Raw genomic sequence first — 24,689 nt, 5'->3', positions numbered from 1 at the left:
AGCCAGTGTGGGCGACGGACCGGCCGCAGGCTGCCGGAAAGGGGCTCCCATGCCGGGGGAAGCCGGCCCATGGTCGGGTAGGACGCTGCCTTGCAGGCGGCGACTGACGTTGGAAGCCGCCCAGGCTTCTAGAGGATCCAGCCGCGAGGCTCTGCGGCCGGCAGCTGCCAGAGCAGCGGGCGCCAGGCCCGCCGCACCGCCTTGAGCAGCTGCAAGGCGGGCTCCACCAGGGGCGCCAGCACGCGGACCACCACCACGCGCGGGCCGGGCGCGGTGGCGCCGGCGCTGGCCACCAGCGCATGCGGCTCGATCACGGCACGGGCCGCATCGAGCAGCATGTCGCGCCGCGGCCGGGGCAGGTCTTCGCCGGCTACGAGGAAGAGGCTGGCCAGGCAGCGGTGCCCCGCCAGGCCCAGCGGTCCGTCCATGAGGCGCGCGTCGTCGGCGGCGATGCGTCCGCGCTCCAGCCAGGCACCCTGCAGCTCCAGGTGCTGGAGCACGCTGCCACGCACGAAGGGTTGTTCGGCCTGCGGCAGGCCCAGGGCCGCGATGTCCCACCCGAGCAGTTCCGCGCCCGGCGCCAGGTCCATGCGCAGCCGGTTCTCGGCGCGGCAGCCGCTGTAATAGAGCGCCTCCAGCGGCAGCCATTCGAGGCGTGCCCCGGCGTCCATGCGGATGCGCACGTCCTGCACCGCGGCCTCGCCCTCGCTGCGGTAGAAGCGCGAGGCCCCGGGCGTGGTGACGAGGCCGTGGCTGCCCGGCGCCGCGCTCACCTCCACCTGCAGCGTGTCGCCGCCCACCAGCCCGCCGGGCGGGTGCACCAGCACGCTGTGGCAGACCGCATCGCCTTCAGGCCACATGCTCTGCAGGATGCGCAGCGGCCCGTCGTGGGCGAAGCGCGCAACGCTGCGGCTGCCCTCGCGGGCGTAGTCCAGCCGCAGCGACGCATGCCAGCTCATGGCCTCACGCGGCCTGGGAACCGCGGTGCGCCCAGGCGGTGGTGTGCTTCTCGATCGCGCTGAACAGCTCGTACATCGCCATCGCCATCACGCTGATGGTGACCAGCCCGGCGAAGGCCAGCGGCATGCGCTGCTGGCTGCCCGCGGTCTGGATCAGGTTGCCGATGCCGCTGTCGCCCGCCGTCATCTCCGCCAGCACGGTGCCCACGAAGGCCAGCGTGATCGCGATCTTCAGCGAGCCGTAGAAGTAGGGCATGGCGCGCGGCAGGCCCACCTTCACCAGCACGTCCCAGCGGCGCGCGCCCAGCACGCGCAGCACGTCCTCCAGCTCCGGCTCCAGCGTGGCCAGGCCGGTGGCGATGTTCACCATGATGGGGAAGAAGGAGATCAGGAAGGCAGTCAGGATGCCGGGACCGATGCCGATGCCGAACCACACCACCAGGATCGGCACGATCGCCGCCTTGGGCACCGCGTTGAAGCCCACCATCAGCGGATAGAGCGCGGCGTACGCCAGGCGCGAGGACCCGATCAGGAAACCGAGCATCACGCCGACCACGATGGCCAGGCCGAAGCCCACCATGGTGACCCAGAAGGTGCTCCAGGCCGCGGCCAGCAGCGGGCCCTTGAACTCCACCATCTGCCTGGTGATCTCCCAGGGCGAGGGGAACAGGTATTCGGGAATCGCGAAGCCCTGCACCACCACCTGCCAGAGGATCAGCACCGCCGCCACCAGCAGCCAGGGCGCCCATTTCTCGAAGGCGCGGTTCCTCATGGCGCCACCTCCGTGGTCTTGCGGATCGCGCCGATGTGCCCGCGCAGCTCGTGCACGATGTCGGTGAACTCCCTGGTGTAGGTGATCTCCAGGTCGCGCGGCCGCGGCAGCTCGATCTGCCGCTGCACCACGAAGCGGCCGGGGCTGCGGCTCATCACGTACACCGTGTCGGCCAGGAACACCGATTCGCGCAGGTCGTGCGTGACCAGCACCACGTTGAAGCGCTGCTCGGTCCACAGGTCGCGCAGGATGCACCAAAGCTCCTCGCGCGTGAAGGCGTCGAGCGCGCCGAAGGGCTCGTCGAGCAGCAGCATCTTGGGCTCGTGGATCAGCGCGCGGCAGATGCTCGCGCGCTGCTGCATGCCGCCCGAGAGCTGCCAGGGGAACTTGTCCTCGTAGCCGGCCAGGCCCACCTTGCGCAGCAGGGCGCGGGCGCGTTCCACGTATTCCGGCCTCTTGCGCTTGAACTGGCTGCGGTAGGGCTCCACGATCTCCAGCGGCAGCAGCACGTTGTCCACCGTGGTGCGCCAGGGGAGCAGCGACGGTGCCTGGAAGGCCATGCCGGAGATCTTCAGCGGCCCGGTCACCGGCTGGCCGTCGATCACGACCCGGCCGCGCGAGGGCGGCCGCAGGCCGGTGGCCAGCTTCATGAAGGTGGACTTGCCGCAGCCGGAAGGCCCGACGATGGCGATGAATTCGCCCTGCCGCACCTTCAGGTCGATCGCCTCCACGGCGAAGTGGCCGGCCTGCTCCAGTTCCTCGTTGTAGGCGAGCCAGACGTCCGAGAAGCGGATGAAAAAGTCGCCGCCCGCGGCGGCGACGTCCTGCGCCTGCCCCGTCACTTGCGCGCGGGCGGCAGCACGTTCAGCTCCGCCTTCGAAGGCAGGAAGGAGCCATTCCAGACGGTGTCCGCGTTGACGCGGGTCTTGGTGTTGAAGGCGTCGGACACCTGCGAGGCCATCAGCGACAGGCGCGCGGGAACGACCTGGCCGAAGCCTTCGGCGCGGGCGTCGGGGCTGGCGATCACGTCGTTGATCGCCATGCGGAAGCGGCGCTTCTCCATGTCGATGTTGGCGATGCCGTCGCGCGCCTTGATCGTCTCGGCGGCGGCGTCCGGGTTGGCCATCGCCTCCTTGGCGCCCTTGGCGAAGGCGGCCAGGAAGGCCTTGATCGCCTGCGGGTTCTCGCGGATCAGCTTGGGGCTGGCGATGATCACGTTGCCATAGAGCTTCACGCCGTACTGCGGGTAGGGCAGCGTCACCACGTCCTCCAGCTTCACGCCGCGCGCTTCCAGGTTCAGCAGCGAGGTGAAGGTGAAGCCGGTGATGGCGTCGACCTCGCCGCGCGCCAGCATGGTCTCGCGCAGCGGCGGGTCCATGGACACCCAGGTCACGTTCTGGATCGCGTTGGCCTTCTGGAAGATCGGGAAGCCGCGGCGGCCGGCGTCGAACACCGGCGCGCCCAGCTTCTTGCCGGTGAGGTCGGCCGGCGACTTGATGCCGGACTTCTTCAGCGCCATCACGGCGGCCGGCGTGTTGTTGTAGACCATCATCACGCCCACCGGCTTGTTCGGCGCGTCCGGGTTGTTGGCGTGGAACTCCATCAGGGCCGCCATGTCGGCGAAGCCCATGTCGTAGGTGCCGCTGGCCACGCGCTGGACCGCAGCGCCGGAGCCGGTGCCGGCGTCGATGGTCACGTCCAGCTTGGCATCCTTGAAGTAGCCCTTGGCGGCGGGGACCAGGAACAGCGCGGCCGGACCCTCGAAGCGCCAGTCGAGCTGGAACTTGATCGGCGTGACGGCTTGCGCCTGGACGGCCGAGGTGGTGGCGAGCGCGACGGCGCCCATGGCGTGGAGAAATACCCTCTTGTGCATGAATCGGCTCCGGAATGCCTTGATATGTGGACCCACGGGTAAAAGCAAGATCGATGCCGTCGAGCTGTACCCGCGCGGCCGTATTGTCAGGCCTGCGCTTATTCCCGCCTGACCGGGCTTACCCGTGAAAAATGGCTCGGTTACGGTACGACTAGTCCGACGTACCCACGCGCTAGCCCCGCACTCCGGGACCACTCCCCGCCTACGCCCGCGCTTTACTGGCGCAACCATAGTGAGCAGCACCGGCCCTCCCCGGGCAGGTGGACCGTGGCCCCCAAAAGGCCATGGCCCGACCATCAACAACACGCCGTTCGCGGCTAAAGGAGTGCGACTATGGGTTTTCTGATTTGGTTGATCATTGGCGGTATCGTCGGCTGGCTGGCCAGCCTCGTGATGCGCACTGACGGTCAGCAGGGCATCCTGCTGAACGTCGTGGTGGGTATCGTCGGCGCCTTCCTGGGCGGCTGGCTCATCTCCCCGCTGGTGGGCGTGGGCACCATCAACCAGGGCATCAGCATCGGCTCGGTGGTCGTGTCGCTGATCGGCGCCGTCATCCTGCTGGCGATCGTGAACCTGTTCCGCCGCGGCCGCGTCCGCTAAGCGGAAACGAATAAGAAACGAAGTACCCCACGCGGGTCTGCGCCCGCGTCATGGAGCGCCTGGCCGGGCGCTCTATTTTTTTGTGCCGCCCGATCAGGCACGGACCGCGGCCGCGGAGACCAGCGCCGTCATGTTCACCACGCGCCGCACCGTCGCCGAGGGCGTGAGCACGTGCACCGGCGCCTTGGCGCCCAGCAGGATGGGGCCCACGGTCACGCCGTGGCCGCCGGTCATCTTGAGCACGTTGAACAGGATGTTGGCCGCGTCCAGCGTGGGGCAGATCAGCAGGTTGGCCTCGCCGGACAGGGTGCTGTCCATCAGGCTGTCGCGCCGCACCTTTTCCGACAGGGCGGCGTCGCCCTGCAGTTCGCCGTCGCACTCCACGTCCGGTGCCAGCCGGGTGAACAGCTCGCGCGCCTGCCGCATCTTCATCGCCGAGCCGCGCCGCGACGAGCCGTAGTTGCTGTGCGAGAGGAAGGCCACCTTGGGCGGCAGCCCGAAGCGGCGCACCTCGGTGGCAGCCATCACGGCGATGCGGGCCAGCAACTCAGCGTCCGGCTCCTCGTTGACGTAGGTGTCGGCGATGAACAGCGTGCGTTCCGGCAGCATGAGCGCGTTGAGCGTGGCGAAGCCTTCGCCTTCACGGCAGCCGATCACGTCGCGCACGTGCTCCAGGTGGTGCTCGAAGCGGCCCACCATGCCGCACAGCATGGCGTCGGCATCGCCGAGGTACACCGACAGGGCGCCGATCAGCGTGTTGGAGCGCCGCACCGCTGCCTTGGCCGCCTCCGGCGTGATGCCGTCGCGGCCCATCAGCCGGTGGTAGGTCTCCCAGTACTGGCGAAAGCGCGTGTCGCTCTCCGGATTGACGACCGTGACGTCCTGGCCCAGCTTCAACCGCAGACCCGCCTTGGCGATGCGCGCCTCGATCACCGCCGGCCGGCCGATCAGGATCGGTTGCGCCAGCTTCTCGTCCACCGCCAGCTGCGCGGCCCGCAGCACGCGCTCGTCCTCCCCCCCCTCGGCATAGGCCACGCGCTTGGCGTTCGACTGCTTGGCCGCCACGAACACCGGCCGCATGATCATCCCGGTCTGGTAGACGAAGCGCGTGAGGCTCTGCGTGTAGGCGTCGAAGTCCGTGATCGGCCGGGTGGCCACGCCGGATTCCGCCGCGGCCCGCGCCACCGCCGGCGCAATGCGCAGGATCAGGCGCGAGTCGAAGGGCGTGGGGATGATGTAGTCGGGCCCGAAGGACAGCTCCTTGCCCGCATAGGCATTGGCCACCTCCTCGCTGATGTCGGCCTTGGCCAGCTGCGCGATCTCGCGCACGCAGGCGAGCTTCATCGACTCGGTGATCTTGGTGGCGCCGCAGTCCAGCGCGCCGCGGAAGATGTAGGGAAAGCACAGGACGTTGTTCACCTGGTTCGGGTAGTCCGAACGGCCCGTGGCGATGATGCAGTCCGGCCGCGCCTCCCGGGCCAGCTCGGGGCGGATCTCGGGTTCCGGATTGGCGAGCGCCAGGATGATCGGCTTGTCGCCCATCGTCTTGACCATCGCCGGCGTCAGCACGCCGGCGGTGGAGCAGCCCAGGAACACGTCGGCGTTCTTCACCACGTCGGCGAGCGTGCGGGCCGAAGTGTCCTGCGCGTACTTCGCCTTCGACTCGTCGTAGCCGCCCGGGCGGCCCTGGAAGATCACCCCTTGGAGTCGACCACGAAGATGTTCCGGGGCTCAGGCCCAGCCCCACCATGAGGTCCAGGCATGCGATGGCGGCCGCGCCGGCACCGAGGACACCAGCTTCACCTCGCCGATCTTCTTGCCCACCAGTTCCAGGCCGTTGAGCAGTGCCGCGCCCGAGATGATGGCGGTGCCGTGCTGGTCGTCGTGGAACACCGGGATGTTCAGGCGCTCGCGCAGCTTCTTCTCGATGTAGAAGCATTCCGGCGCCTTGATGTCCTCCAGGTTGATGCCGCCCAGCGTCGGCTCCAGCGCCGCGACGATGTCGACCAGCTTGTCCGGGTCGCGCTCGGCCAGCTCGATGTCGAACACGTCGATGCCGGCGAACTTCTTGAACAGGCAGCCCTTGCCTTCCATCACCGGCTTGCCGGCCAGCGCGCCGATGTCGCCCAGGCCCAGCACCGCGGTGCCGTTGGTGATGACGCCCACCAGGTTGCCGCGCGAGGTGTACTCGTAGGCCAGCGAGGGATCGGCCTGGATGTCCAGGCAGGGATAGGCGACGCCGGGCGAGTAGGCCAGCGACAGGTCACGCTGGTTGGACAGCGGCTTGGTCGGCGTGATGGAGATCTTGCCCTTGGTCGGCGTGCGGTGGTATTCGCGCGCCGCGTCGCGCAGCGCCAGTTCGGCCTGGGTGGTGGGTTCGTTCATGGGTGTGCCTTCTGTTCTTCTGTGCACCCCACCCTACGCCCGTTCGCCCACCCCCTTCTGAGTAGAAATACGCGGATTCAAGGCCACTTGCGCTGGCTCAAGGGTTCGCCACGGCATGCTGCGCCATCGCTTCCAGCGCCTGCACCACGGCCGAGTGGTCGGACTGCGACAGCCCCAGCGCCGCGCACGCCTGCATGAGCTGGGCCGCGATCGCAGTCTGCGGCAGCGCGAGGCCCAGCGCGCGCGCGCCCTGCAGCGCCAGGTTCAGGTCCTTCTGGTGCAGCGCGATCCGGAAGCCCGGCGCGAAGGTGCGCTTGATCATCCGTTCGCCGTGCACCTCCAGCACGCGCGAGGACGCGAAGCCGCCCAGGAGGGCCTGCCGCACCTTGGCCGGATCGGCGCCGGCCTTGGATGCGAACACCAGCGCCTCGGCCACCGCCGCGATGTTGAGGGCGACCACGATCTGGTTGGCGACCTTGCAGACCTGGCCGTCGCCGACCGCGCCGACGTGCGTGATGTTCTTCCCCATCAGCGCCAGCAGCGGCTGCGCGCGCGCGAACGCCGCTTCGCTGCCGCCGGCCATGATGCTCAGGCTGGCGGCCCTCGCGCCCACTTCGCCGCCCGACACCGGCGCATCCACGTACTCGCATCCCCGTTCGCGGATGCGCGCGGCGAATGCGCGGGTGGCGATCGGGTCGATCGAGCTGCAATCCACCACCAGCTTGCCGCGCGCCAGGCCGCCCGCGACGCCGTATTCGCCGAACAGAACCTGCTCCACGTCCGGCGTGTCCGGCAGCATGAGGAACACGATGTCCGCGCGTTCCGCGACGCCGCGGGCGTTGATGCATTGGGTGGCGCCGCTGTCGGCCAGTGCGGGCGGCACCTTGCTGCGGGTGTGCAGGTACAGCTGGTGGCCGGCGGCGACCAGGTGCCCCGCCATCGGCGTGCCCATCACGCCCAGGCCGATGAAGCCGATCTTCAATGGGTCGGAAGTCATCGCGCGATCCCCGTGATCCAGCCCAGGCCTTCCAGCGTCGTCGTGCGCGGCCGGTACTCGCAGCCCACGTGGCCGCGCCAGCCCAGCGCATCGAGGTGCCGGAACAGGAATGCGTAGTTGATCTCGCCGGTGCCGGGCTCGTTGCGGCCCGGGTTGTCGGCCACCTGGATGTGCGCGATCTGCGGCAGGTAGCGCTGCAGCGTGGCGGCGAGCTCGCCTTCCATGCGCTGCGCGTGGTACACGTCGTACTGCAGGTACAGGTTGTCGGACGCCACTTCCTCCAGGATCGCGATCGCCTGCTCGGTGCGGGTGAGGAAGAAGCCGGGGATGTCCCAGCTGTTGATCGGCTCGATCAACAGGCGGATGCCTTCGGGGCGCAGGGTCGCCGCCGCGTACTTCAGGTTGGCGACGAAGGTGGCATGCGCCTGCTCGCGCGTCACGCCGCCGGGCAGCTTGCCGGCCAGGCAATTGAGCTGGCCGCAGTCCAGCGCATGGGCGTAGAGGATCGCCCGGTCCACGCCGGCGCGGAATTCATCGACGCGGCCGGGATGGCAGGCGATGCCGCGCTCGCCCGCCGCCCAGTCGCCGGCCGGCAGGTTGTGCAGCACCTGCTTCAGCCCGTTCGCGCGCAGGCGCGCAGCGAGTTCCTCCTTGGGAAATTCGTAGGGGAACAGGTATTCGACGGCGCCGAAGCCGGCCGCGCGGGCGGCGGCGAAGCGCTCCAGGAAGGGCAGCTCGGTGAAGAGCATGCTCAGGTTGGCGGCCAGGCGGGGCATCACGCGGTCTCCTCTTCGAATTCCATGATCTTGTCGATCTCGGCGCCCATGGCGATGTTGGTCACGCGCTCGAGGATCACCTCCACCACCACCGGCACCTGGAACTCCTTCATCCAGGTTTCGGCCTGCGCGATCGCCGGGGCGAGCTGCTCGGGCCGGTGCACGCGGATCGCCTTGCAGCCCAGGCCTTCCACCACCTTCACGTGGTCCACGCCGTAGCCGTGTTCCGGCACGTCGGGCGGCAGGTTGATGTTGTCGAAGGCGAGCTGCACGCAGTAGTCCATGTCGAAGTTGCGCTGCGCCTGTCGGATGAGGCCCAGGTAGGAGTTGTTCACCACCATGTGGATGTAGGGCAGCTTGAATTGCGCGCCCACCGCCAGCTCCTCCAGCATGAACTGGAAGTCGTAGTCGCCGGACAGCGCCACGATGCGGCGCGTGGGGTCGGCCGCGCGCACCCCCAGCGCCGCGGGCACGGTCCAGCCCAGCGGCCCGGCCTGGCCGCAGTTGATCCAGTTGCGGGCCTTGTAGACATGCAGGAATTGCGCGCCCGCGATCTGCGACAGGCCGATGGTGCTGACGTAGCAGGTCTCCGGGCCGAAGGCCTCGTTCATGCCCTGGTAGACGCGCTGCGGCTTCATGGGCACGTCGTCGTAGTCGGAGCGGCGGTGCAGGGTCTGCTTGCGCTCCAGGCAATCGGCGGCCCAGGAGGTGCGGTCCTGCAGGCGGCCCGCCGCCTTGAGCTCGCGCGCGACCTCGATGAACAGGCGCAGCGCCGCGCCCGCATCGGACACGATGCCGTAGTCCGGCGAGAACACGCGGCCGATCTGCGTGGGCTCGATGTCCACGTGCACGAACTTGCGGCCCTTGGTGTAGACCTCCACCGATCCCGTGTGCCGGTTGGCCCAGCGGTTGCCGATGCCCAGCACGAAGTCGCTGGCCAGCATGGTGGCGTTGCCGTAGCGGTGGCTGGTCTGCAGGCCGCACATGCCCGCCATCAGCGGATGGTCGTCGGGGATCGCGCCCCAGGCCATGAGCGTGGGGATCACGGGCACGCCGGTCAGCTCGGCGAACTCCACCAGCAGGTCCGCCGCGTCGGCATTGATGATCCCGCCGCCGGCGACGATCAGCGGCGCTGCGCCTGCTGCAGCATGGCGATCGCCTTTTCCGCCTGGGCGCGCGTGGCGAAAGGCTTGTACACCGGCAGCGGCGAATAGGTGTCGGGGTCGAACTCGATCTCCGCCATCTGCACGTCCACCGGCAGGTCCACCAGCACCGGGCCGGGGCGGCCCGAGCGCATCAGGTGGAAGGCCTGCTGCAATGCGCGCGGCACCTGCGCCGGCTCGCGCACGGTCACCGCCCACTTGGTGACCGGCTTGGCGATGGACTCGATGTCCACGGCCTGGAAGTCCTCCTTGTACAGGCGGGCCCGCGGCGCCTGGCCGGTGATGCACAGGATGGGGATCGAGTCGGCCTGCGCCGAGTACAGGCCGGTGATCATGTCGGTGCCGGCCGGCCCCGAGGTGCCGATGCACACGCCGATGTTGCCGGCGGCCGCGCGCGTGTAGCCCTCGGCCATGTGCGAGGCGCCCTCGACGTGGCGCGCCAGGATGTGACCGATGGTCCCCTGCTTGCGCAGCGCGGCGTAGAAGGGGTTGATGGCGGCCCCCGGCACGCCGAAGGCCTGCGTCACGCCTTCCTTTTCCAGCACCCAGGCAGCGGCCTGGGCAGCGGTCATCTTGGTCATGGATCGTCTCCTGTGATGGACCGACTCTAGGCAGGGTCCCTCCGTGCCGGAAGGCGGCGGCGGGCCATAAGACCTATTCCATGGCGGCATGGGCGGCGCCGATCTGACCGGCCCGGCTTGCTTCCCATCCATGGCGGAGGCACACTCGGCGCATGCATCCGAACGACGTCTACGCACTCACGTCCCTGGGCCAGGCGCAGCTGCGCAGCAAGGCGACCACGCTGTCGGCGGCGGAACTGGACCTGCTGGTGCGCTTCGATGGCGTGCTCAAGCTGGAGGAGGTGCTCCAGAAGCGCCGCCGGAGGCCGCGGCCTCGTTCGCCACCACTTTCACCAGGCTGCGCAACGCGCACATGGTGGACGTCGTCGAAGAGGATCCGCTCACGCTCACCTGGAACGCGGACCTGCGCAGCCTGCAGCGCTCGGTCGGCAAGGCCGAGGCCGATGCGGGCCTGAACTCCCTGCAGCGCAGCGGCTTCTACGTGCAGATCGCGCGCGAGCGGCCGCCGGCGCAGCCGCCGCAGCCGGGCCAGCGCCTGACGGCGGTGGTGGTGGAGGACGAACCGACGCTCGCCAAGTTCACCACCACGCTGCTCACGCTCTCCGGCTTCGAGGTGCGGCAGGCGGGCAATCGCGCCGAGGTCGTCGAGCAGATCCGGCGCCCGCCGGTGCCCGACCTGATCCTGCTGGACGTGATGCTGCCCGACGCCGACGGCTTCGACATCCTGCAGCGCGTGCGCCAGCACCCGGTGCTCAAGGACGTGCCGGTGATCATGCTGACCGGCAAGGCCACGCGCGAGGCCGTGATCAAGGGCATCGGCCTCGGCGCGGACGGCTACATCACCAAGCCCTGCGCGCCCGAAGCGGTGCTGAGCGTGGTGCGCACGGTGCTCGGGCTGCCGCAGGACACCGACCTGCGCGCCTGGAACGAGCACACCCCGCGCTGAGCGGGCGGCCGCGAGAAGCCCACGGATGGACCGGCTGCAGGCCATGGAGATGTTCGTGCGGGTCGTCGAGACCGGCAGCTTCTCGAAAGCCGCGCGCGAGTTCGCCACCACCCAGCCCACCGTCACCAAGCAGGTGGCCGCGACCGAGGCCCGCCTGAAGGTGCGCCTGCTCAATCGCAACACGCGCGGCGTGAGCCTCACCGAGGCGGGCGCGCTGTACTACGAGAAGTGCAAGATCATCGTGCGCGAGGCCGAGGAGGCCGACAACGTCGTGCGCATGCGGCAGACGCAGGCGCAGGGGCTGCTGCGCGTGGGCAGCTCGGTGGCCTTCGGCCGCCGCGTGATCGTGCCGCTGGCGCTGGACTTCATGCGCGAGCACCCGCAGCTGCAGGTGGACCTGAGCTTCGAGGACCGCTACACCGACCTGGTGGCCCAGGGCATCGACGTGGCGATCCGCATGGGCAAGCTCGCGGATTCGGCGCTGGGCGCGCGCTTCCTCGGGACCAATCCGTGGCTGATGGCGGCGTCGCCCAAGTACCTGCGCAAGGCGGGCACGCCCAAGCGGCCGCAGGACCTGAGCGGGCACGAGACGCTGATCTACAGCAGCGTGCAGGGCAGCGACGTCTGGCGCGTGCTGCCGCCGCGCGGCGAGGCGGTGACCGTGCCGGTGACGGCGCGCCTGCGCTCCAACAACCTGTCGGCGGTGCTCGCGGCCGCGCGCTCGCACATGGGCATCGCCGCACTGCCTTGGTACGTGGCGGCGGACTCGCTGGCCTCCGGCACGATCGTCGAAGTGCTGAAGGGCCACAGCCTGCCGGAGCAGGAAATCCACGCGGTCTATCCCTCGCCCAAGCTGGTGCCGCAGAAGGTGAGCGCCTTCATTGCCTTCCTGCAGGGGCGCTTCGGCGAGCGCTGGTGGGAAGGCCTGCCGCGCGGCTGAGCCTTGCGAACGGCTCAGGAGGCTGCCCTGACCGCCGCGCAGGCAGGCGTCCGACGCCTGCTGCCGGACCCTGAGGGCGGGCATTCGCACACCCTTGCGGCACCATGCCTGCAAGGAGTGACAGATGAACAAAGAGGACTCACTGCAGTTCGTGCAGGAACGGCTGCGGCACAACCATTCCATCCTGGGACGCGAGCTGCGCATGCGTGAACCGCCCCGCGTGACCCGCAGGTTCGCGGTGGAGATCGAAAAGGGCGAGCACTACATCTTCGAGCGCGTGGACGCGAGCGTGGCGCTGCGCTGCGCGAACGGCAGCATGTGGATCACCCACGACGGCGACCCCAAGGACATCATCCTGTGTGCCGGGGAGGAATACCGCGCGCAGCGCGAAGACGCGATGCACGTGTTCGCGCTGCAGCCCTGCGTCCTGGAGATTCAGTTCGAGGACGAGGTGATGCAGCACTAGGCTGCGTGCAGCCTACGCCGCGGCGCTGGGCAGCGGCTGGCCGGCGAAGAAGGCCGCCAGGTTGTCCATGACACGCTTGGCCATGGCCTCGCGCGTCTGCACCGTGGCGCTCGCGATGTGCGGCACCATCACCACGTTGTCCAGCGCGAACAGCTCGCGCGGCACCTGCGGCTCGCGCTCGAACACGTCGAGGCCGGCGCCGCCGATGCGCTTGTCCTGCAACGCCTTCACCAGCGCGGCTTCGTCGATGACCGTGCCGCGCGACACGTTGACCAGGAAGCCCTGCGGCCCCAGCGCATCCAGCACCTTGGCGTCGATCAGGTGGCGCGTCTCGGCGCCGCCGGCGGTGATTACCACCAGGAAGTCGGCCCACTTCGCGAGTTCCAGCAGGCTGGGCTCGTAGGTCCAGGCCACGCCTTCCACGGCGCGGCGGCTGTGGTATCGCACGTCCATCTCGAAGCCGCTCGCGCGCCTGGCGATCGTGCGGCCGATGCGGCCCAGGCCGACGATGCCCAGGTTGGCGCCGCTCACCTGGCATCCGAGCGGGAAGGGCGCCGCGGGCTTCTGCTCCCAGCGGCCGGCGCGCACGAAGCGGTCGCCCTCGGGGATGCGGCGGCCGGTCGCCAGCACGAGGCCGAAGGCGAGGTCGGCCACGCAGTCGTTCAGCACGTCGGGCGTGTAGCCCACCGGGATGCCGCGTCTTGTGGCCGCGGCCACGTCGAGCTGGTCGAGCCCGACGCCGAAGCTGGAGATCACGCGCAGTTTCGGCAGCGCGTTGATCAGCTTCGCGTCGGCACCACCCGCCGCGGACGTGACCAGCGCATCGAACTCGCCGCCGCGCGCGACCAGGAAGGCGTCGCGCTCCGCGCCGGCCGGCGGCAGGCGGTGCACGGTGTAGGTTTCGTTCAGCTGCCGCTCCAGCGAGGGCAGCAGGGACAGGGCTTGCAGGACGACGGGGCGGGTGCTCATGGTCAGTTGATGGTGATCTTGCGATCCTTGATGATCTGCGTGTAGCGCTTCCTGTCATTGTCGATCAAGGCGGAGAACTGTGCCGGCGTGTTGGCCGCCGGCACCGCGCCCAGCTGCACCAGCTTGTCCCGCACCTCCTCGCGCCCCACCACCTCGCGCACGTCGGCGGAGATGCGCTCCACTGTTTCCTTGGGCGTGCCCGCGGGCGCCAGCAGCCCGATCCACGAGATGCTGTTGAAGCCCGGCACCGCGGCCTCCGCCAGCGTCGGCACGTCGGCCAGCGCGCTCACGCGTTTCTCGCTGGTCACGGCCAGGGCGCGCAGCTTGCCGGCCTTGATGTGGCCGCTGGCCTCCAGCACCGTCATGAAGGACAACTGCACGTGGCCGGCCAGAAGGTCGGCGATGGCGGGACCGCCGCCGCGGTAGGGCACGTGCAGGATGAAGCTGCCGGTCGCGTCCTTGAACATCTCCGCCGCCAGGTGCGGCCCGCCGCCGGCGCCCGAGCTGCTGTAGCTCAGCTTGCCCGGTTGCGACTTGGCCAGCGCGACGAACTCCTTCACGGTCTTCGCCGGCACGGACGGATTGACCATCATCGCCAACGGCAGTTCCGCCACCAGCGCCACCGGCGCGAAGGCCTTGTCGGGGTCGTAGGGCATCTTCGCGTACAGCGCGGGATTGATCGCCTGCGTGCCGATGTTGCCCATGAGGAGGGTGTAGCCGTCGGGCCGCGACTTGGCGACGATGTCGGCGCCGATCTGGCCGGCGGCGCCGCCCTTGTTGTCCACCAGCACGGGCTGGCCCCACTTCTTTCCGAGCTGCTCGGCGACGATGCGCGCGCCGGTGTCGGTGCCGCCGCCCGGCGGGAAGGGCACGACGATGGTCACGGGGCGGGTGGGCCAGGCCTGCGCGAACGCGCCGGCGGCGGCGAGCGACAGCAGCGTCGCGGTCAGCATCTTCTTCATCGTGTGTCTCCTGGAAGGCGGAAGTGTAGGCAGTCGATCGATCGCCGTCCAAGCCAGAATGTGGATCGATCGATGCAGAATGTGGATCGATGCTCGACCTGTTCCAGCTCCGCTGCTTCGCCGCCGTCGCCGAGGAACTGCACTTCGGCCGCGCCGCCGCGCGCCTGCACATGACGCAGCCGCCGCTGTCGCGGCAGATCCAGCTGCTGGAACAGGGCGTCGGCGTGCAGCTGCTGGAACGCACCAGCCGCAGCGTGAAGCTCACGGCGGCCGGCTCGGTGCTCTATCGCCACGCCACGACCCTGCTGCGGCTGGCGCGCCAGGCCGAGGAGGCCGCGGCGCGCACCGGCAAGGGCCAGGCGGGCCGCGTGGTGGTGGGCTACACCGCCGTCTCGGGCTATGCGCTGATCCCCGGGCTGCTGGCGGCCGCGGGCCAGGCCTTCCCGAGATCGAGATCGTTCTCGAGGAGATGGTGTCGTCGGAACAGCTGCGGGCGCTGGAGGAGGAGCGCATCGACCTGGGCTTCGTGCGGCCCACGCATGCCTCCGGCCCTCTGCACTACCACCGCGTGGCGCGCGAGCCGATGCTGCTGGCGCTGCCCGCGCGGCATCCGCTGGCGGCCAGGCCGCGCGTGCGCCTGCAGGACATGGAGGGCCAGCCGCTGATCATGTATTCGGAGCGCGAGGGCCGCTATTTCCACGAGCGCATCGCCGCGCTGTTCACCGCGCGCGGCAGCCAGCCGCGCTACGTCCACCACATCGGCCAGACCCACACGATCATGGCGCTGGTGCGCGCCGGCATCGGCCTGGCGATCGTGCCGGCGTCGGCGCAGCACCTGCGCTTCGAGGACGTGGTGTTCCGCCCGCTCTGGCGCAAGGACGTGTTCGCGGAGATCTACCTCGCCTGGCGCGAGGACGGACGCAATCCGGCGCTCGCGATGCTGCGCGACTTCTTCATCCGGCAGCTCGCGGCGAAGCCAGCGCATCCGGCGCCGTAGCGCGCCAGGCGCCGCGCGCGATCGCCAGGCGCGAGCCGATGCAGATGCCCACGACCGCGACGACGGCACCGGCGGACAGCATGGACAGCCCCGTGATGCCGTTGCCGGTGGAGCAGCCCAGCGCGGTGATGCCGCCGAAGCCCATGAGCAGGGCGCCGGCGCTGTGCGCACCCAATTCGCCGGGTGTGCGGAAGGATTCGAGGCGGAAGTCGCCGCGCAGCCTGGCCGTGACGAAGCTTCCCAGCAGCGCGCCGAGCGACACGGTCACGCCGAAGGTGGCGACGGTGGCCTTGTCCGACCACAGCGTGAGCAGGTCCAGCGCGTGCGCCAGCGGGGCCGAGAAGGACAGGCCTTCGGGCCGCTTCGACTGCGTGCCCAGCCAGGCCGCTTCCAGGGTCTCGGGATGCTCGGGCACGAAGCCAAGGCTGCCGGTGAGGAAGAAGGCCGTCGCCACCAGCAGGCCGACCACGATGCCGCCGATCCAGTGCGCGGGCTGCAGCTGCCGGCGCACGCGCCAGGCGATGGCGAGCACGGCCGCCGTGAAGGCCAGCGCGATCGCCCAGCGCAGCAGGCCCGGTGCGACCGACAGCGTGCGACCGAGCAGGCCGCCCAGGTCCTGCGAGCCGCCCAGGGACACGGCGAAGCTGTCCAGGCCGCTCACGCGCAGGCCGGCGAAGGCGCCGCGCAGCGTCATCAGCGACACGATGGCGATCAGCACCAGCGTGAGCAGCGCCTTCAGGTTGCCTTGCCCCGCCTTCACCAGGCAGCGCTGCGGGCAGCCGCCGGCCAGGATCATCCCGTAGCCGAAGAGGACGCCGCCCACCAGGTAGGACAGCCAGGGGAAGCGCTCGGCCCAGTAGATGGTGCGGCTGCCATCGAGGGCGCCGGCGGACAGCAGGAACTGCACGCCGATCGCCGCGACCGCGATCGCGAGCAGCCAGGACACCAGCCGGCCCGGGCTGCGGAAGCGCACCCAGTCGTCGATGCCGCCGCGGATGCAGAAGCGCGTGGCCTGGCCGACCGCGCCGAGGACGAGGCCGATGACGAGTCCTCCCCAGACGACGATGAGGGAGAGGGTGTTCGGATCGAGGGCAGGGCGCATGGAAAGGGTACGGCTGAAGGGCGCGGCGAAGCCGCGAAGTGTACCGGCCGCGCGGAAACCCGCTGCCGCGCCGGGTCTCAGGGCCCGTGGCGCGGCTCGCGGTCCACGAGGCGATCGGTCACTGCGGCTCCGGCCCACATGGAGGCCAGCGCCAGCCAGGCGGTGAGCGAGAAGATGGCGCCGCCGCTCACGCCCGCGCCGACCGCGCAGCCACCGGCCAGCATGGCGCCGAAGCCCATGGCCACCGCGCCGGCGATGTAGCGCCGCATGCTGTAGCCATCCTTGAAGCCTTCGAGCTTCAGCTCTCCGCCCGCGAAGGCCGCGAGGAAGGAACCGGCGAACACGGCCGGCAGCAGGCCGAAGTCGAAGCCGATCGCCGGGGACGGGTTCGACACCACGCGCATCAGCCACTCCGCCGACGGGCCGCTGAAGGTCACGCCCTGCACCGGTACCACCTGGAAGGAACTGGCCGCGACGTGCGCCGTGAACATCCACGCCAGTGCCACGGCGATGCCCGCGCCCAGCCCGCCGATCCACTTCCAGTGCCCGCGCCGGCTGCGCCAGGCATACCAGAGCGCCGCGCCCATCCAGAGCACGCCGAAGGCGAGTCCCGCCCACCGGTTCACGTGCGCCACCGCAAGCAGGTCGCGCGCGCTGCCACCTTCCACCGTCCACCAGCTGCTGATGGCGATGCGCAGCGGCGACAGCACCCCGGCCAGCGCCGCTTGCGCGGTCACCGCGAAGATCAGTCCGGACAGCAGCGCGCGCAGGTTGCCGGTGGCCGACAGCACCAGCAGGCGGCTCGCGCAGCCGCGCGTGAGGATCATGCCGGCACCGAACAGCAGCCCGCCGACCAGCGCGCCCGAGAGGCTGCCGCGCGCGGCCAGCTGGCGGGTGCCGCTGATGTCCACCCAGCCGGCCAGCAGGGCCACCTGCAGGGTCACCACCGCCGCGGAGAACGCGAGCAGCCACACCGCGAGCTTCTCTCCCGGCGTGCCGCGCGCGAACTCGATGACGGCCGCGCGCAGGCAGAAGCTGGAGCGCTGCGCGAAGAACCCGAACAGAAGGCCCACGCCCGCGCCGCCGGCGGCCAGCAGCGCCGGTTCGCCGAGCCGTTCGACCAGGGGAAGCAGGTCCATGGGCGCCCTAATTAAGTGACGCCTTATGTTCCGCGCGGGCCCCCGGCGGCGGCTTGACGTGGGTCAAGCAGGGCTCAGGGAGCGCCCAGCCAGTCCAGCAGGGCGGCCAGCCGCGCTTCCGAACCCGTGTCGAAGGCATCGATGCCGATGGTCTTGAGCACGGCCTGGTCGGCGGGGACTGGGTCATCGCCGCCAGCGCCTTGCGGATCTCCGCGCGCTGGGCTTCGTTGATGCCTGGGCCGGCGATCAGCGGGAAGTAGGGTTGCGCCCGGCTCCTGTGCACCACCGGCTGGCCGTCCTTGATCCACTTCTTGCCGACGCCCGAATAGGAAGCGACGCCGCCGGCGTCCGCCAGCTTGTGCTCGAGGTAGAAGGTGACCGCACCCTGCTCGCGCACGTACTGCACCTTCTCCTTCGCCAGGTCGATGCCCTGCTCGCGCAGCTCGCCCGGCAGAACTTCGTCATGTAGGCCGCCGCTTCCGGTAGCACGATGCGCCTGCCCTTGAGGTCGGCCACCTTCTGGATGCCGGAGTCCTTGCCCGCGATGATCAGGCAGTGGCCGTCGGGTTTCGCGCTGGCCAGGAAGCGGTAGCCATGGAGCTGGACGCCGCGCGCCGGATAGTCGCTGGGGCGCGCGATCACGAAGTCGAAGCGGTGGGTCTTCATGCCCTCCTCGAGCTGGCTGAACTCGCGCGCGAACACCACGTTGACCTTGCGCCGGATGCTGCGTCCCACCACGTCCGCCAGGCCCTGGTACTTGGTGATCACCTGTGCGTGGTCCAGCCCGCCCGAGGTGCCCTCGCTCACGGCCATCACCAGGTCCTGCGCCCAGGCGGGCGCGCCGATGGCCAGCGCCACCGCCAGCAGCAGTCTTCTCATGTCTCCCCTCCCAACGTTGGTGCGGCTAGCATCCGCATCCATCGAAAAAGAAGCAAGTAGTGATATTCCTGAGGGAGGCTTAGGGGAGCTGCGTTATCGTGGCGTCCTGGCCGGATGCCGGCTGCCCCAACCGGAGTCCTGCATGTTCAAGTCCGCGCGGCTGCTCGCCGCCTTCGCCGTCCTGTGCTTCCTGGCCCTGTCCGCGTTCGCGCAGGACAAGGTGGTCTACCACATCGACAACGCCGAGGCCCAGGCCACCAAGGGCCTGCGCAACATCCGCAACCACCTCGACGTGGCGCCCGACACGAAGATCATGGTCGTCACCCACGCCGACGGCGTGGACTTCCTGCTGGAAGGGGCCAAGGACAGGAAGAACCCGAACATCGACTACGCCTCGCTGGTCAGCGCGCTCAAGGCGCGCGGCGTGCGCTTCGAGGTGTGCGAGATCACCTTGCGCAACCGCAACCTGCGCAAGGACCAGTTCACCATGGACGCCGAGTTCACGCCTTCCGGCGTGGCGCGCATCGGCCAGTTGCAGCAGCGGGAAAAGTTCGCCTACATCAAGCCTTGAGTCATTCGCGGAGCGCGAATCCATCAGGGCTTGCTAACATACGGAAGCAGTGAACAAGGGGGCCGGCATGGCAAGGCGACAGGCAGCGACGGTGGCGGCGGACGCCGGCGGGATCGAATCCGACGAGGTGTTCGAGCTCGCCGCCGAGGTGTTCCGCGTGATGTCCGCGCCCATGCGGCTGAAGATCATCAGCTGCCTGTGCAACGGCGAGAAGAACGTCACGCAGCTGCTGGAGGAAATCGACACCACCCAGCCCAACATGTCGCAGCACCTCAACACGCTGTACCACGCGGGGGTGATCGGCAAGCGGCGCGAGGGCGTGCAGATCTTCTACCGCATCATCAACGACCGCGTCGTCACGCTCTGCCGCGCCGTCTGCACGCAGATCGCCATCGAGGCGGACGTCAAGGGCTGAACCTTGGCGCAAGCATCGTCCTGGAAGAGGGCCGCCGCCGCGCTCGCGGTGTGCTTTCTTGCCGCAACTGCCAGCGCGCAGACGGCCACGCGCAAGGTCGAGCCGCAGCGGGTCTCGCCGTCCGCCTGGCTGGTGCAGGGCGATGCGGCGCTGGGCACCTCCGCCAACCGCAACTTCATCTCCAACGCCGGCTTCGTGGTGACGCCCGCGGGCGTGGTCGTGATCGACGCGCTCGGCTCGCCGCAGCTGGCGCGCGAGCTGCTGGAGGCGATCGCGCGCATCACGCCGCAGCCGGTGACGCACGTGGTGGTCACGCACTACCACGCCGACCACATCTACGGACTGCAGGAATTCCGCGGGCGCGGCGCGAAGATCGTCGCGCACCGCGCCGCGCTCGAGTACATCCACTCGGACACGGCGGCCACGCGGCTGCAGGCTTCGCGGGCGGAGCTGGGGCCGTGGATCGACGCGCGGACCGAGCTCGTCACGCCCGACCAGTGGCTGGACGGCCCGGGTGAACTGGTGGTCGGCGGCACGCGGCTCGTCTTGCAGCCGGTCGGCCCGGCGCACACGCCGGAAGACCTGGTCGTGTTCCTGCCCGGCGAGCGCGTGCTGTTCGCGGGCGACCTCGTGTTCCGCGGCCGCATTCCCTTCGTCGGGCAGGCCGACAGCCGCCAGTGGATCGCCGCGCTGGACACGCTGGTGAAGATGGATGCGCTGGTGGTCGTGCCCGGCCACGGCGCGCTGTCGACGTCGGCCCGCGCAGACATGGAGCTCACGCGTGACTACCTTGCCTTCCTGCGCCAGGCCATGGGCGCGGCGGCGCGCGACATGGAGCCCTTCGAGGAGGCCTATGCCCGCACCGACTGGTCGCGTTTCGAAAAGCTGCCGCTGTTCCGCGCGGCCAACCGCATGAACGCCTACAACACCTACCTGCTGATGGAGCGGCAGCGCTGAAGGCTTGCTGCGGTGCACGAGCGGGTTTGTCCCGATCCCGGCGCGGGGCGATACACCAATAAATTCGCTTATCCTTATATTCGACATTGACGATTTATCTGGGACGTCGAGGAGGAGCGTGAGTTGATCTTCAACCGAGCATCGGGACGGCTGGTCAAGGCACCGGAACATTTCATCGGGGCGGACGGCGTGCGCCAGGTGTTCGCGGAGGCCAGGGAAGGCCGCCGCGATTTCCTGCGCAGCGCCTTCGCCGCCGCGGCCGGCGTGGCTGCCGCCGGCGCGTCCGCGGCCACGGCGCCGGCCGATGGCGACCCCAACATCCTGAACCTGCCCGAGCACTCGAAGGGCCTGGGCAACCCGGTCGTCACCGACGGCTACGGCACGCCCTCGAAGTTCGAGCGCAACGTGCAGCGCCGCCAGAGCCCGGGCCTCACGCAGACCCGGCAGGCCTCGGTGTCCTTCGCGCCGCTGCAGTCCCTGTTCGGCATCGTCACGCCCAGCGGCCTGCACTTCGAGCGGCACCACCAGGGCTGGTGGGACATCGATCCTTCGAAGCACCGCTTCATGGTCAACGGCATGGTGAAGGCGCCCAAGGTCTTCACGATGGACGAGATCATGCGGCTGCCCTCGGTGTCGCGCTTCCACTTCATCGAATGCGGCGCCAACACCGGCATGGAGTGGGGCAACGTCGCGGTGCCCACCTGCCAGTACACGCACGGCATGCTCTCGTGCAGCGAGTTCACCGGCGTGCCCCTGATCACGCTGCTGCAGATGGCGGGGGCGGACCTGAAGAAGGGCCGCTTCCTGCTGGCCGAAGGCGCCGATGGTTCCTCGATGACGCGCACCATCCCCATGAGCCTGATCGAGTCGGGCGAGGTGCTGGTGGCCTACGGCCAGAACGGCGAGATGCTGCGGCCCGAGAATGGCTATCCGCTGCGCCTGGTGGTGCCGGGCGTGCAGGGCGTGAGCTGGGTGAAGTACCTGCGGCGCGTGGAGGTGGGCGACCAGCCCTGGGCCACCAAGGACGAGACGGTGCACTACGTGGACCTGATGCCCGACGGCCAGCACCGCCAGTACACCAGCATCCAGGAGTGCAAGAGCGTGGTGACCACGCCCTCGGGCGGCCAGGTGCTGCTGGACAAGGGCTTCTACAGCATCACGGGCCTGGCCTGGTCGGGCCGGGGCAAGGTCAAGCGGGTCGATGTCTCGGTGGACGGCGGGCGCAACTGGCGCAGCGCGCGCCTGCAGGAGCCGGTGATGAGCAAGTGCCTCACGCGCTTCAGCCTCGACTGGGTGTGGGACGGCAAGCCCGCGATCATCCAGAGCCGCGCGACCGACGAGACCGGCTACGTGCAGCCCACGCAGCGCCAGTTGCGCGGCGTGCGCGGCACGCGCTCGATCTACCACAACAACGCGATCCAGTCCTGGCTGGTGCAGGAAAGCGGCGAGGTGAAGAATGTCCACGTCGCCTAGGCTGCTGCTGCTCGCCGGCCTGCTGGCCGCCGCCCTCGCCGCGCAGGCGCAGGAGCGCTTTCCCGGCGTCGGCCGCGCGGCGACGCCGGCCGAAGTGAAGGCCTGGGACATCGACGTGCGCGCCGACTTCCGCGGCCTGCCCGCGGGCTCCGGCTCCGTCGCCAAGGGGCAGGAGGTCTGGGAAGGCAAGTGCGCCAGCTGCCACGGCGTGTTCGGCGAATCGAACGAGGTGTTCAACCCGCTGGTGGGCGGCACCACCGAGGACGACATCCGCAGCGGCCGCGTCGCCAACCTGATGCGCCCCGATTTCCCCGGACGCACGACGCTGATGAAGCTGTCCACCGTCTCGACGCTGTGGGACTACATCAACCGCGCCATGCCCTGGAACCAGCCCAAGTCGCTGTCGGTGGAAGAGGTGTACGCGGTGACCGCGTACATGCTGAACCTCGGGCGCATCGTGCCGGACGACTTCGTGCTGAGCGACCGCAACATCGCCGAGGTGCAGCAGCGGCTGCCGAACCGCAAGGGCATGACGAGCGCCCATGCGCTCTGGCCCGGCAAGGAATTCCAGGCCGCGGCCAAGCCGGACGTGCGGGCGACCGCATGCATGGCCAATTGCCCCGTCGAGGCCAAGGTCACTTCGGCCTTGCCCGACTTCGCGCGCAACGCCCATGGCAACCTCGCGGAGCAGAACCGGCTGGTGGGCGCCCAGCGCGGCGCCGAAACGGCCAGCCGAGGAGCGGGCGAACCGGCACGCCAGTCGGCGCAGGGAGCCACCGCGGCGGCGGGGACAATGCCCGTCGAACTGCTGCAGAAGAACAGCTGCACCGCCTGCCACGCGGCCGACCGCCAGCTGGTCGGGCCGAGCTGGGCGGATGTAGCGAAGAAGCATGCAGGCAAGGGCGACTACCTGGCGGACAAGATCCGCACGGGCGGCACCGGCGCCTGGGGCAGCATCCCCATGCCACCGCAGGCGATCAGCGCGCAGGATGCCGCGCGCATCGCGCAGTGGCTGGCGGGCGGCGCGGCGCGCTAGGCAGGAATGCCCCAAGGCGCGCGGGCGAACACATTAGGATCGGCTTAAGTATTTTCAGGAGAGCAGCAATGCAGAATCGACGGGAGACCCTCAAGCAATCGCTCGCGGTTGCGGGCCTGCTGGGCGCCACGGGACTGTTCCCGCAGCACGCCTTCGCCTTCAACCGCGCGGCCTTCGAGGCCAAGAGCGTGGCGGATGCGGTCAAGGCCTATGGCGGCGGCGCGCCGGTGGAGAGCAAGGACGTGACGCTGACCGCGCCGGACATCGCCGAGAACGGCGCGGTGGTGCCGATGGCGGTGGCGTCCACGCTGCCCAACCTCAAGCACCTGCTGGTGATGGTGGAAAAGAACCCGAACAGCCTGGTGGCCAAGTTCGACGTGAGCGACGCGGTGGAGGCGAACTTCTCCACCCGCGCCAAGATGGGCCAGACCTCCGACGTGTACGCGGTGGCGATCACCAAGGACAACAAGGCCTTCTTCACCAAGAAGGAAGTCAAGGTCACCCTCGGCGGCTGCGGCGGCTGAGGCCACGCATCCTCCACGCACGAACCGAATCAGGAGAATTCCATGGCAGACCCGATGCGCATCCGCGCCCAGGCGCAAGGCGACAAGGCCGTCGTCCGCGTCCTCATGAGCCACGAGATGGAAACCGGCCAGCGCAAGGACAGCGCCGGCAAGGTGATCCCCGCCTGGCATATCAGCGACGTCGTCGCCACGCACAACGGCAAGCAGGTGCTCAGCGCCGAGTGGGGCCCCGCCGTCGCGAAGAATCCCTTCCTGCAGTTCACCATCAAGGGCGCCAAGGCCGGCGACAAGGTGGCGATCACCTGGAAGGACAACCGCGGCGAGACGCGCACCGACGAAGCGACCGTCAGCTGAAGACGGCGCCGGCAGTACACAACGAAGGAGACTGAAGCGATGCGGACCATGGTGTGGTTGGGAGCGTTGGCCCTGGCGGGTGTCGCCGCAGGCGCCGCCGCGCAGAAGAGCCCCTCGCAGGCGATCGACGAATACCGTGCCATGCTGGCCGACGGCAACCCCGCGGAGTTGTTCGAGGCCAAGGGCGAGGCCTTGTGGAAGCAGAAGCGCGGGCCGAAGAACGCGTCGCTGGAAGCCTGCGACCTGGGCAAGGGCCCGGGCGTGGTGAAGGGCGCCTTCGTCGAGCTGCCGCGTTACTTCCCGGACACCGGCAAGGTGCAGGACCTGGAGAGCCGCCTCGTGTCGTGCATGGAGCGGCTGCAGGGCTTCGATGCCGTGGCCGTGGCCAAGACGCCGTTCGGCCGCGGCGAGATGGCCAACGTCACCGCGCTGGCAACCTGGGTGGCGGCGGAATCCAAGGGCCTGCCCTTCAACCTGCCGCAGTCGCATCCCCAGGAAAAGCTGTTCTACGAAGCCGGCAAGCGCATCTTCTTCATGCGCGGCGGCACCCACGACTTCTCGTGCGCGTCCTGCCACGCCGAGGACGGCAAGCGCATCCGCCTGCAGGACCTGCCCAACCTGACCAGGAACCCGGGCGACGGCATCGGCTTCGCGGCCTGGCCCGCGTACCGCGTGTCCAACGGCCAGATGTGGAGCATGCAGCTGCGCCTGAACGACTGCTACCGCCAGCAGCGCTTCCCCTACCCGGAGTTCGGCAGCGACGCGCTGACGGCGCTGTCCACCTACCTGGGCGTGAACACCAAGGGCGCGAAGTCCGCGGCGCCCACCATCAAGCGCTGAGCGAGGAGCAGGC

General features: G+C 69.5%; 24 protein-coding genes and 3 pseudogenes. 14 read left to right on the top strand and 13 right to left on the bottom strand.

Features of this window, described 5'->3' with window-relative positions:
- Positions 1-128 precede the first annotated feature (128 nt).
- From HK415_RS23445 to HK415_RS23430, 4 genes are read right to left on the bottom strand one after another with little or no spacing between them, the layout of a single operon-like run.
- Positions 129-959, bottom strand: coding sequence for an urease accessory protein UreD (locus tag HK415_RS23445; protein WP_171563783.1), 831 nt, complete (start codon positions 957-959; stop codon positions 129-131).
- Between the two features lie 4 nt (positions 960-963).
- Positions 964-1,731 (bottom strand): ABC transporter permease, encoded by a 768-nt coding sequence (locus HK415_RS23440; protein WP_171563782.1) that lies wholly within the window; start codon positions 1,729-1,731, stop codon positions 964-966.
- Positions 1,728-2,573, bottom strand: a complete 846-nt coding sequence (locus tag HK415_RS23435) for an ABC transporter ATP-binding protein (RefSeq protein ID WP_171563781.1) — start codon at positions 2,571-2,573, stop codon at positions 1,728-1,730. The genes HK415_RS23440 and HK415_RS23435 overlap by 4 nt, the downstream gene beginning before the upstream one ends.
- Positions 2,570-3,604, bottom strand: a complete 1,035-nt coding sequence (locus tag HK415_RS23430) for an ABC transporter substrate-binding protein (protein WP_171563780.1) — start codon at positions 3,602-3,604, stop codon at positions 2,570-2,572. The genes HK415_RS23435 and HK415_RS23430 overlap by 4 nt, the downstream gene beginning before the upstream one ends.
- A 333-nt stretch (positions 3,605-3,937) precedes the next feature.
- Between HK415_RS23430 and HK415_RS23425 the strand changes: the two genes are divergently transcribed.
- Positions 3,938-4,204 (top strand): GlsB/YeaQ/YmgE family stress response membrane protein, encoded by a 267-nt coding sequence (locus HK415_RS23425; protein ID WP_171563779.1) that lies wholly within the window; start codon positions 3,938-3,940, stop codon positions 4,202-4,204.
- A gap of 93 nt (positions 4,205-4,297) precedes the next feature.
- Here HK415_RS23425 and HK415_RS23420 read toward each other — a convergent pair.
- From HK415_RS23420 to gcl, 4 genes and pseudogenes are all read right to left on the bottom strand, one after another.
- Positions 4,298-6,589 (bottom strand): annotated as a pseudogene (locus HK415_RS23420) (NADP-dependent malic enzyme).
- 97 nt (positions 6,590-6,686) lie between these two features.
- Complete coding sequence (locus tag HK415_RS23415) at positions 6,687-7,586, bottom strand: 2-hydroxy-3-oxopropionate reductase (protein WP_171563778.1); 900 nt, start codon at positions 7,584-7,586, stop codon at positions 6,687-6,689.
- Complete coding sequence (hyi, locus tag HK415_RS23410) at positions 7,583-8,362, bottom strand: hydroxypyruvate isomerase (protein ID WP_171563833.1); 780 nt, start codon at positions 8,360-8,362, stop codon at positions 7,583-7,585. Before hyi ends, HK415_RS23415 begins: the two co-directional genes overlap by 4 nt.
- A pseudogene (gene gcl / locus HK415_RS23405) lies at positions 8,362-10,106 on the bottom strand (glyoxylate carboligase). Before gcl ends, hyi begins: the two are co-directional and overlap by 1 nt.
- 352 nt (positions 10,107-10,458) lie before the next feature.
- Between gcl and HK415_RS23400 the strand changes: the two are divergent.
- From HK415_RS23400 to HK415_RS23390, 3 genes are all read left to right on the top strand, one after another.
- Positions 10,459-11,052: a response regulator transcription factor gene (locus tag HK415_RS23400; RefSeq protein WP_253262386.1), complete on the top strand. Its 594-nt coding sequence runs from the start codon at positions 10,459-10,461 to the stop codon at positions 11,050-11,052.
- A 25-nt stretch (positions 11,053-11,077) separates the two neighbouring features.
- Positions 11,078-11,992 carry a LysR family transcriptional regulator gene (locus HK415_RS23395; RefSeq protein WP_171563777.1) on the top strand — a complete coding sequence of 305 codons (915 nt, stop codon included), beginning with the start codon at positions 11,078-11,080 and terminating at the stop codon, positions 11,990-11,992.
- Between the two features lie 124 nt (positions 11,993-12,116).
- Positions 12,117-12,458: a DUF2917 domain-containing protein gene (locus tag HK415_RS23390; protein WP_171563776.1), complete on the top strand. Its 342-nt coding sequence runs from the start codon at positions 12,117-12,119 to the stop codon at positions 12,456-12,458.
- Between the two features lie 12 nt (positions 12,459-12,470).
- Here the strand turns inward: HK415_RS23390 and HK415_RS23385 are convergent, their stop codons facing one another.
- Together HK415_RS23385 and HK415_RS23380 are read right to left on the bottom strand one after the other, a co-directional pair.
- Positions 12,471-13,427: a 2-hydroxyacid dehydrogenase gene (locus HK415_RS23385; protein WP_171563775.1), complete on the bottom strand. Its 957-nt coding sequence runs from the start codon at positions 13,425-13,427 to the stop codon at positions 12,471-12,473.
- 2 nt (positions 13,428-13,429) lie between these two features.
- Positions 13,430-14,389: a Bug family tripartite tricarboxylate transporter substrate binding protein gene (locus tag HK415_RS23380; RefSeq protein WP_171563774.1), complete on the bottom strand. Its 960-nt coding sequence runs from the start codon at positions 14,387-14,389 to the stop codon at positions 13,430-13,432.
- An 89-nt stretch (positions 14,390-14,478) separates the two neighbouring features.
- On the opposite strand from HK415_RS23380, the pseudogene HK415_RS26735 reads away from it, so the two are divergent.
- Together HK415_RS26735 and HK415_RS26730 are read left to right on the top strand one after the other, a co-directional pair.
- Positions 14,479-14,604 (top strand): annotated as a pseudogene (locus tag HK415_RS26735) (LysR family transcriptional regulator); the annotation flags it as partial.
- A 254-nt stretch (positions 14,605-14,858) separates the two neighbouring features.
- The gene (locus tag HK415_RS26730) at positions 14,859-15,386 is read left to right on the top strand and encodes a LysR substrate-binding domain-containing protein (RefSeq protein WP_309246884.1); all 528 of its coding nucleotides are present in this window, start codon (positions 14,859-14,861) and stop codon (positions 15,384-15,386) included.
- On the opposite strand, the gene HK415_RS23370 is transcribed toward HK415_RS26730, so the two are convergent.
- From HK415_RS23370 to HK415_RS23360, 3 genes are all read right to left on the bottom strand, one after another.
- Positions 15,343-16,488, bottom strand: a complete 1,146-nt coding sequence (locus tag HK415_RS23370; protein ID WP_171563773.1) for a YeeE/YedE family protein — start codon at positions 16,486-16,488, stop codon at positions 15,343-15,345. The genes HK415_RS26730 and HK415_RS23370 overlap by 44 nt on opposite strands.
- A 77-nt stretch (positions 16,489-16,565) precedes the next feature.
- Positions 16,566-17,627 (bottom strand): YeeE/YedE family protein, encoded by a 1,062-nt coding sequence (locus tag HK415_RS23365; protein ID WP_171563772.1) that lies wholly within the window; start codon positions 17,625-17,627, stop codon positions 16,566-16,568.
- A gap of 246 nt (positions 17,628-17,873) precedes the next feature.
- On the bottom strand, positions 17,874-18,506 hold the full coding sequence (locus tag HK415_RS23360; protein ID WP_216370086.1) for a phosphate/phosphite/phosphonate ABC transporter substrate-binding protein: 633 nt from the start codon (positions 18,504-18,506) through the stop codon (positions 17,874-17,876).
- Positions 18,507-18,648: 142 nt separating this feature from the next.
- Between HK415_RS23360 and HK415_RS23355 the strand changes: the two genes are divergently transcribed.
- The 8 genes from HK415_RS23355 (at position 18,649) to soxA (ending at position 24,676) form a co-directional block, all read left to right on the top strand.
- A complete protein-coding gene (locus HK415_RS23355; RefSeq protein WP_171563771.1) occupies positions 18,649-19,077 on the top strand; it encodes a DsrE family protein in 429 nt (142 codons plus the stop codon).
- A 67-nt stretch (positions 19,078-19,144) separates the two neighbouring features.
- Positions 19,145-19,492 carry an ArsR/SmtB family transcription factor gene (locus HK415_RS23350; RefSeq protein ID WP_171563770.1) on the top strand — a complete coding sequence of 116 codons (348 nt, stop codon included), beginning with the start codon at positions 19,145-19,147 and terminating at the stop codon, positions 19,490-19,492.
- 3 nt (positions 19,493-19,495) lie between these two features.
- Positions 19,496-20,449, top strand: coding sequence for an MBL fold metallo-hydrolase (locus HK415_RS23345; RefSeq protein ID WP_171563769.1), 954 nt, complete (start codon positions 19,496-19,498; stop codon positions 20,447-20,449).
- Positions 20,450-20,575: 126 nt separating this feature from the next.
- Positions 20,576-21,922, top strand: a complete 1,347-nt coding sequence (soxC, locus tag HK415_RS23340) for a sulfite dehydrogenase (protein ID WP_171563832.1) — start codon at positions 20,576-20,578, stop codon at positions 21,920-21,922.
- Positions 21,906-22,958 carry a c-type cytochrome gene (locus tag HK415_RS23335; protein ID WP_171563768.1) on the top strand — a complete coding sequence of 351 codons (1,053 nt, stop codon included), beginning with the start codon at positions 21,906-21,908 and terminating at the stop codon, positions 22,956-22,958. Before soxC ends, HK415_RS23335 begins: the two co-directional genes overlap by 17 nt.
- Positions 22,959-23,026: 68 nt before the next feature.
- The gene (gene soxY / locus HK415_RS23330) at positions 23,027-23,482 is read left to right on the top strand and encodes a thiosulfate oxidation carrier protein SoxY (protein WP_171563767.1); all 456 of its coding nucleotides are present in this window, start codon (positions 23,027-23,029) and stop codon (positions 23,480-23,482) included.
- Between the two features lie 42 nt (positions 23,483-23,524).
- On the top strand, positions 23,525-23,836 hold the full coding sequence (soxZ, locus tag HK415_RS23325) for a thiosulfate oxidation carrier complex protein SoxZ (RefSeq protein WP_171563766.1): 312 nt from the start codon (positions 23,525-23,527) through the stop codon (positions 23,834-23,836).
- 39 nt (positions 23,837-23,875) lie between these two features.
- On the top strand, positions 23,876-24,676 hold the full coding sequence (soxA, locus tag HK415_RS23320; protein WP_171563765.1) for a sulfur oxidation c-type cytochrome SoxA: 801 nt from the start codon (positions 23,876-23,878) through the stop codon (positions 24,674-24,676).
- The last annotated feature ends 13 nt before the right edge of the window (positions 24,677-24,689 follow it).

The organism is Ramlibacter montanisoli (genome assembly GCF_013087525.1).
Taxonomy (GTDB): domain Bacteria; phylum Pseudomonadota; class Gammaproteobacteria; order Burkholderiales; family Burkholderiaceae_C; genus Ramlibacter; species Ramlibacter montanisoli.
This window is presented reverse-complemented; position numbering and strand designations above follow the sequence as displayed.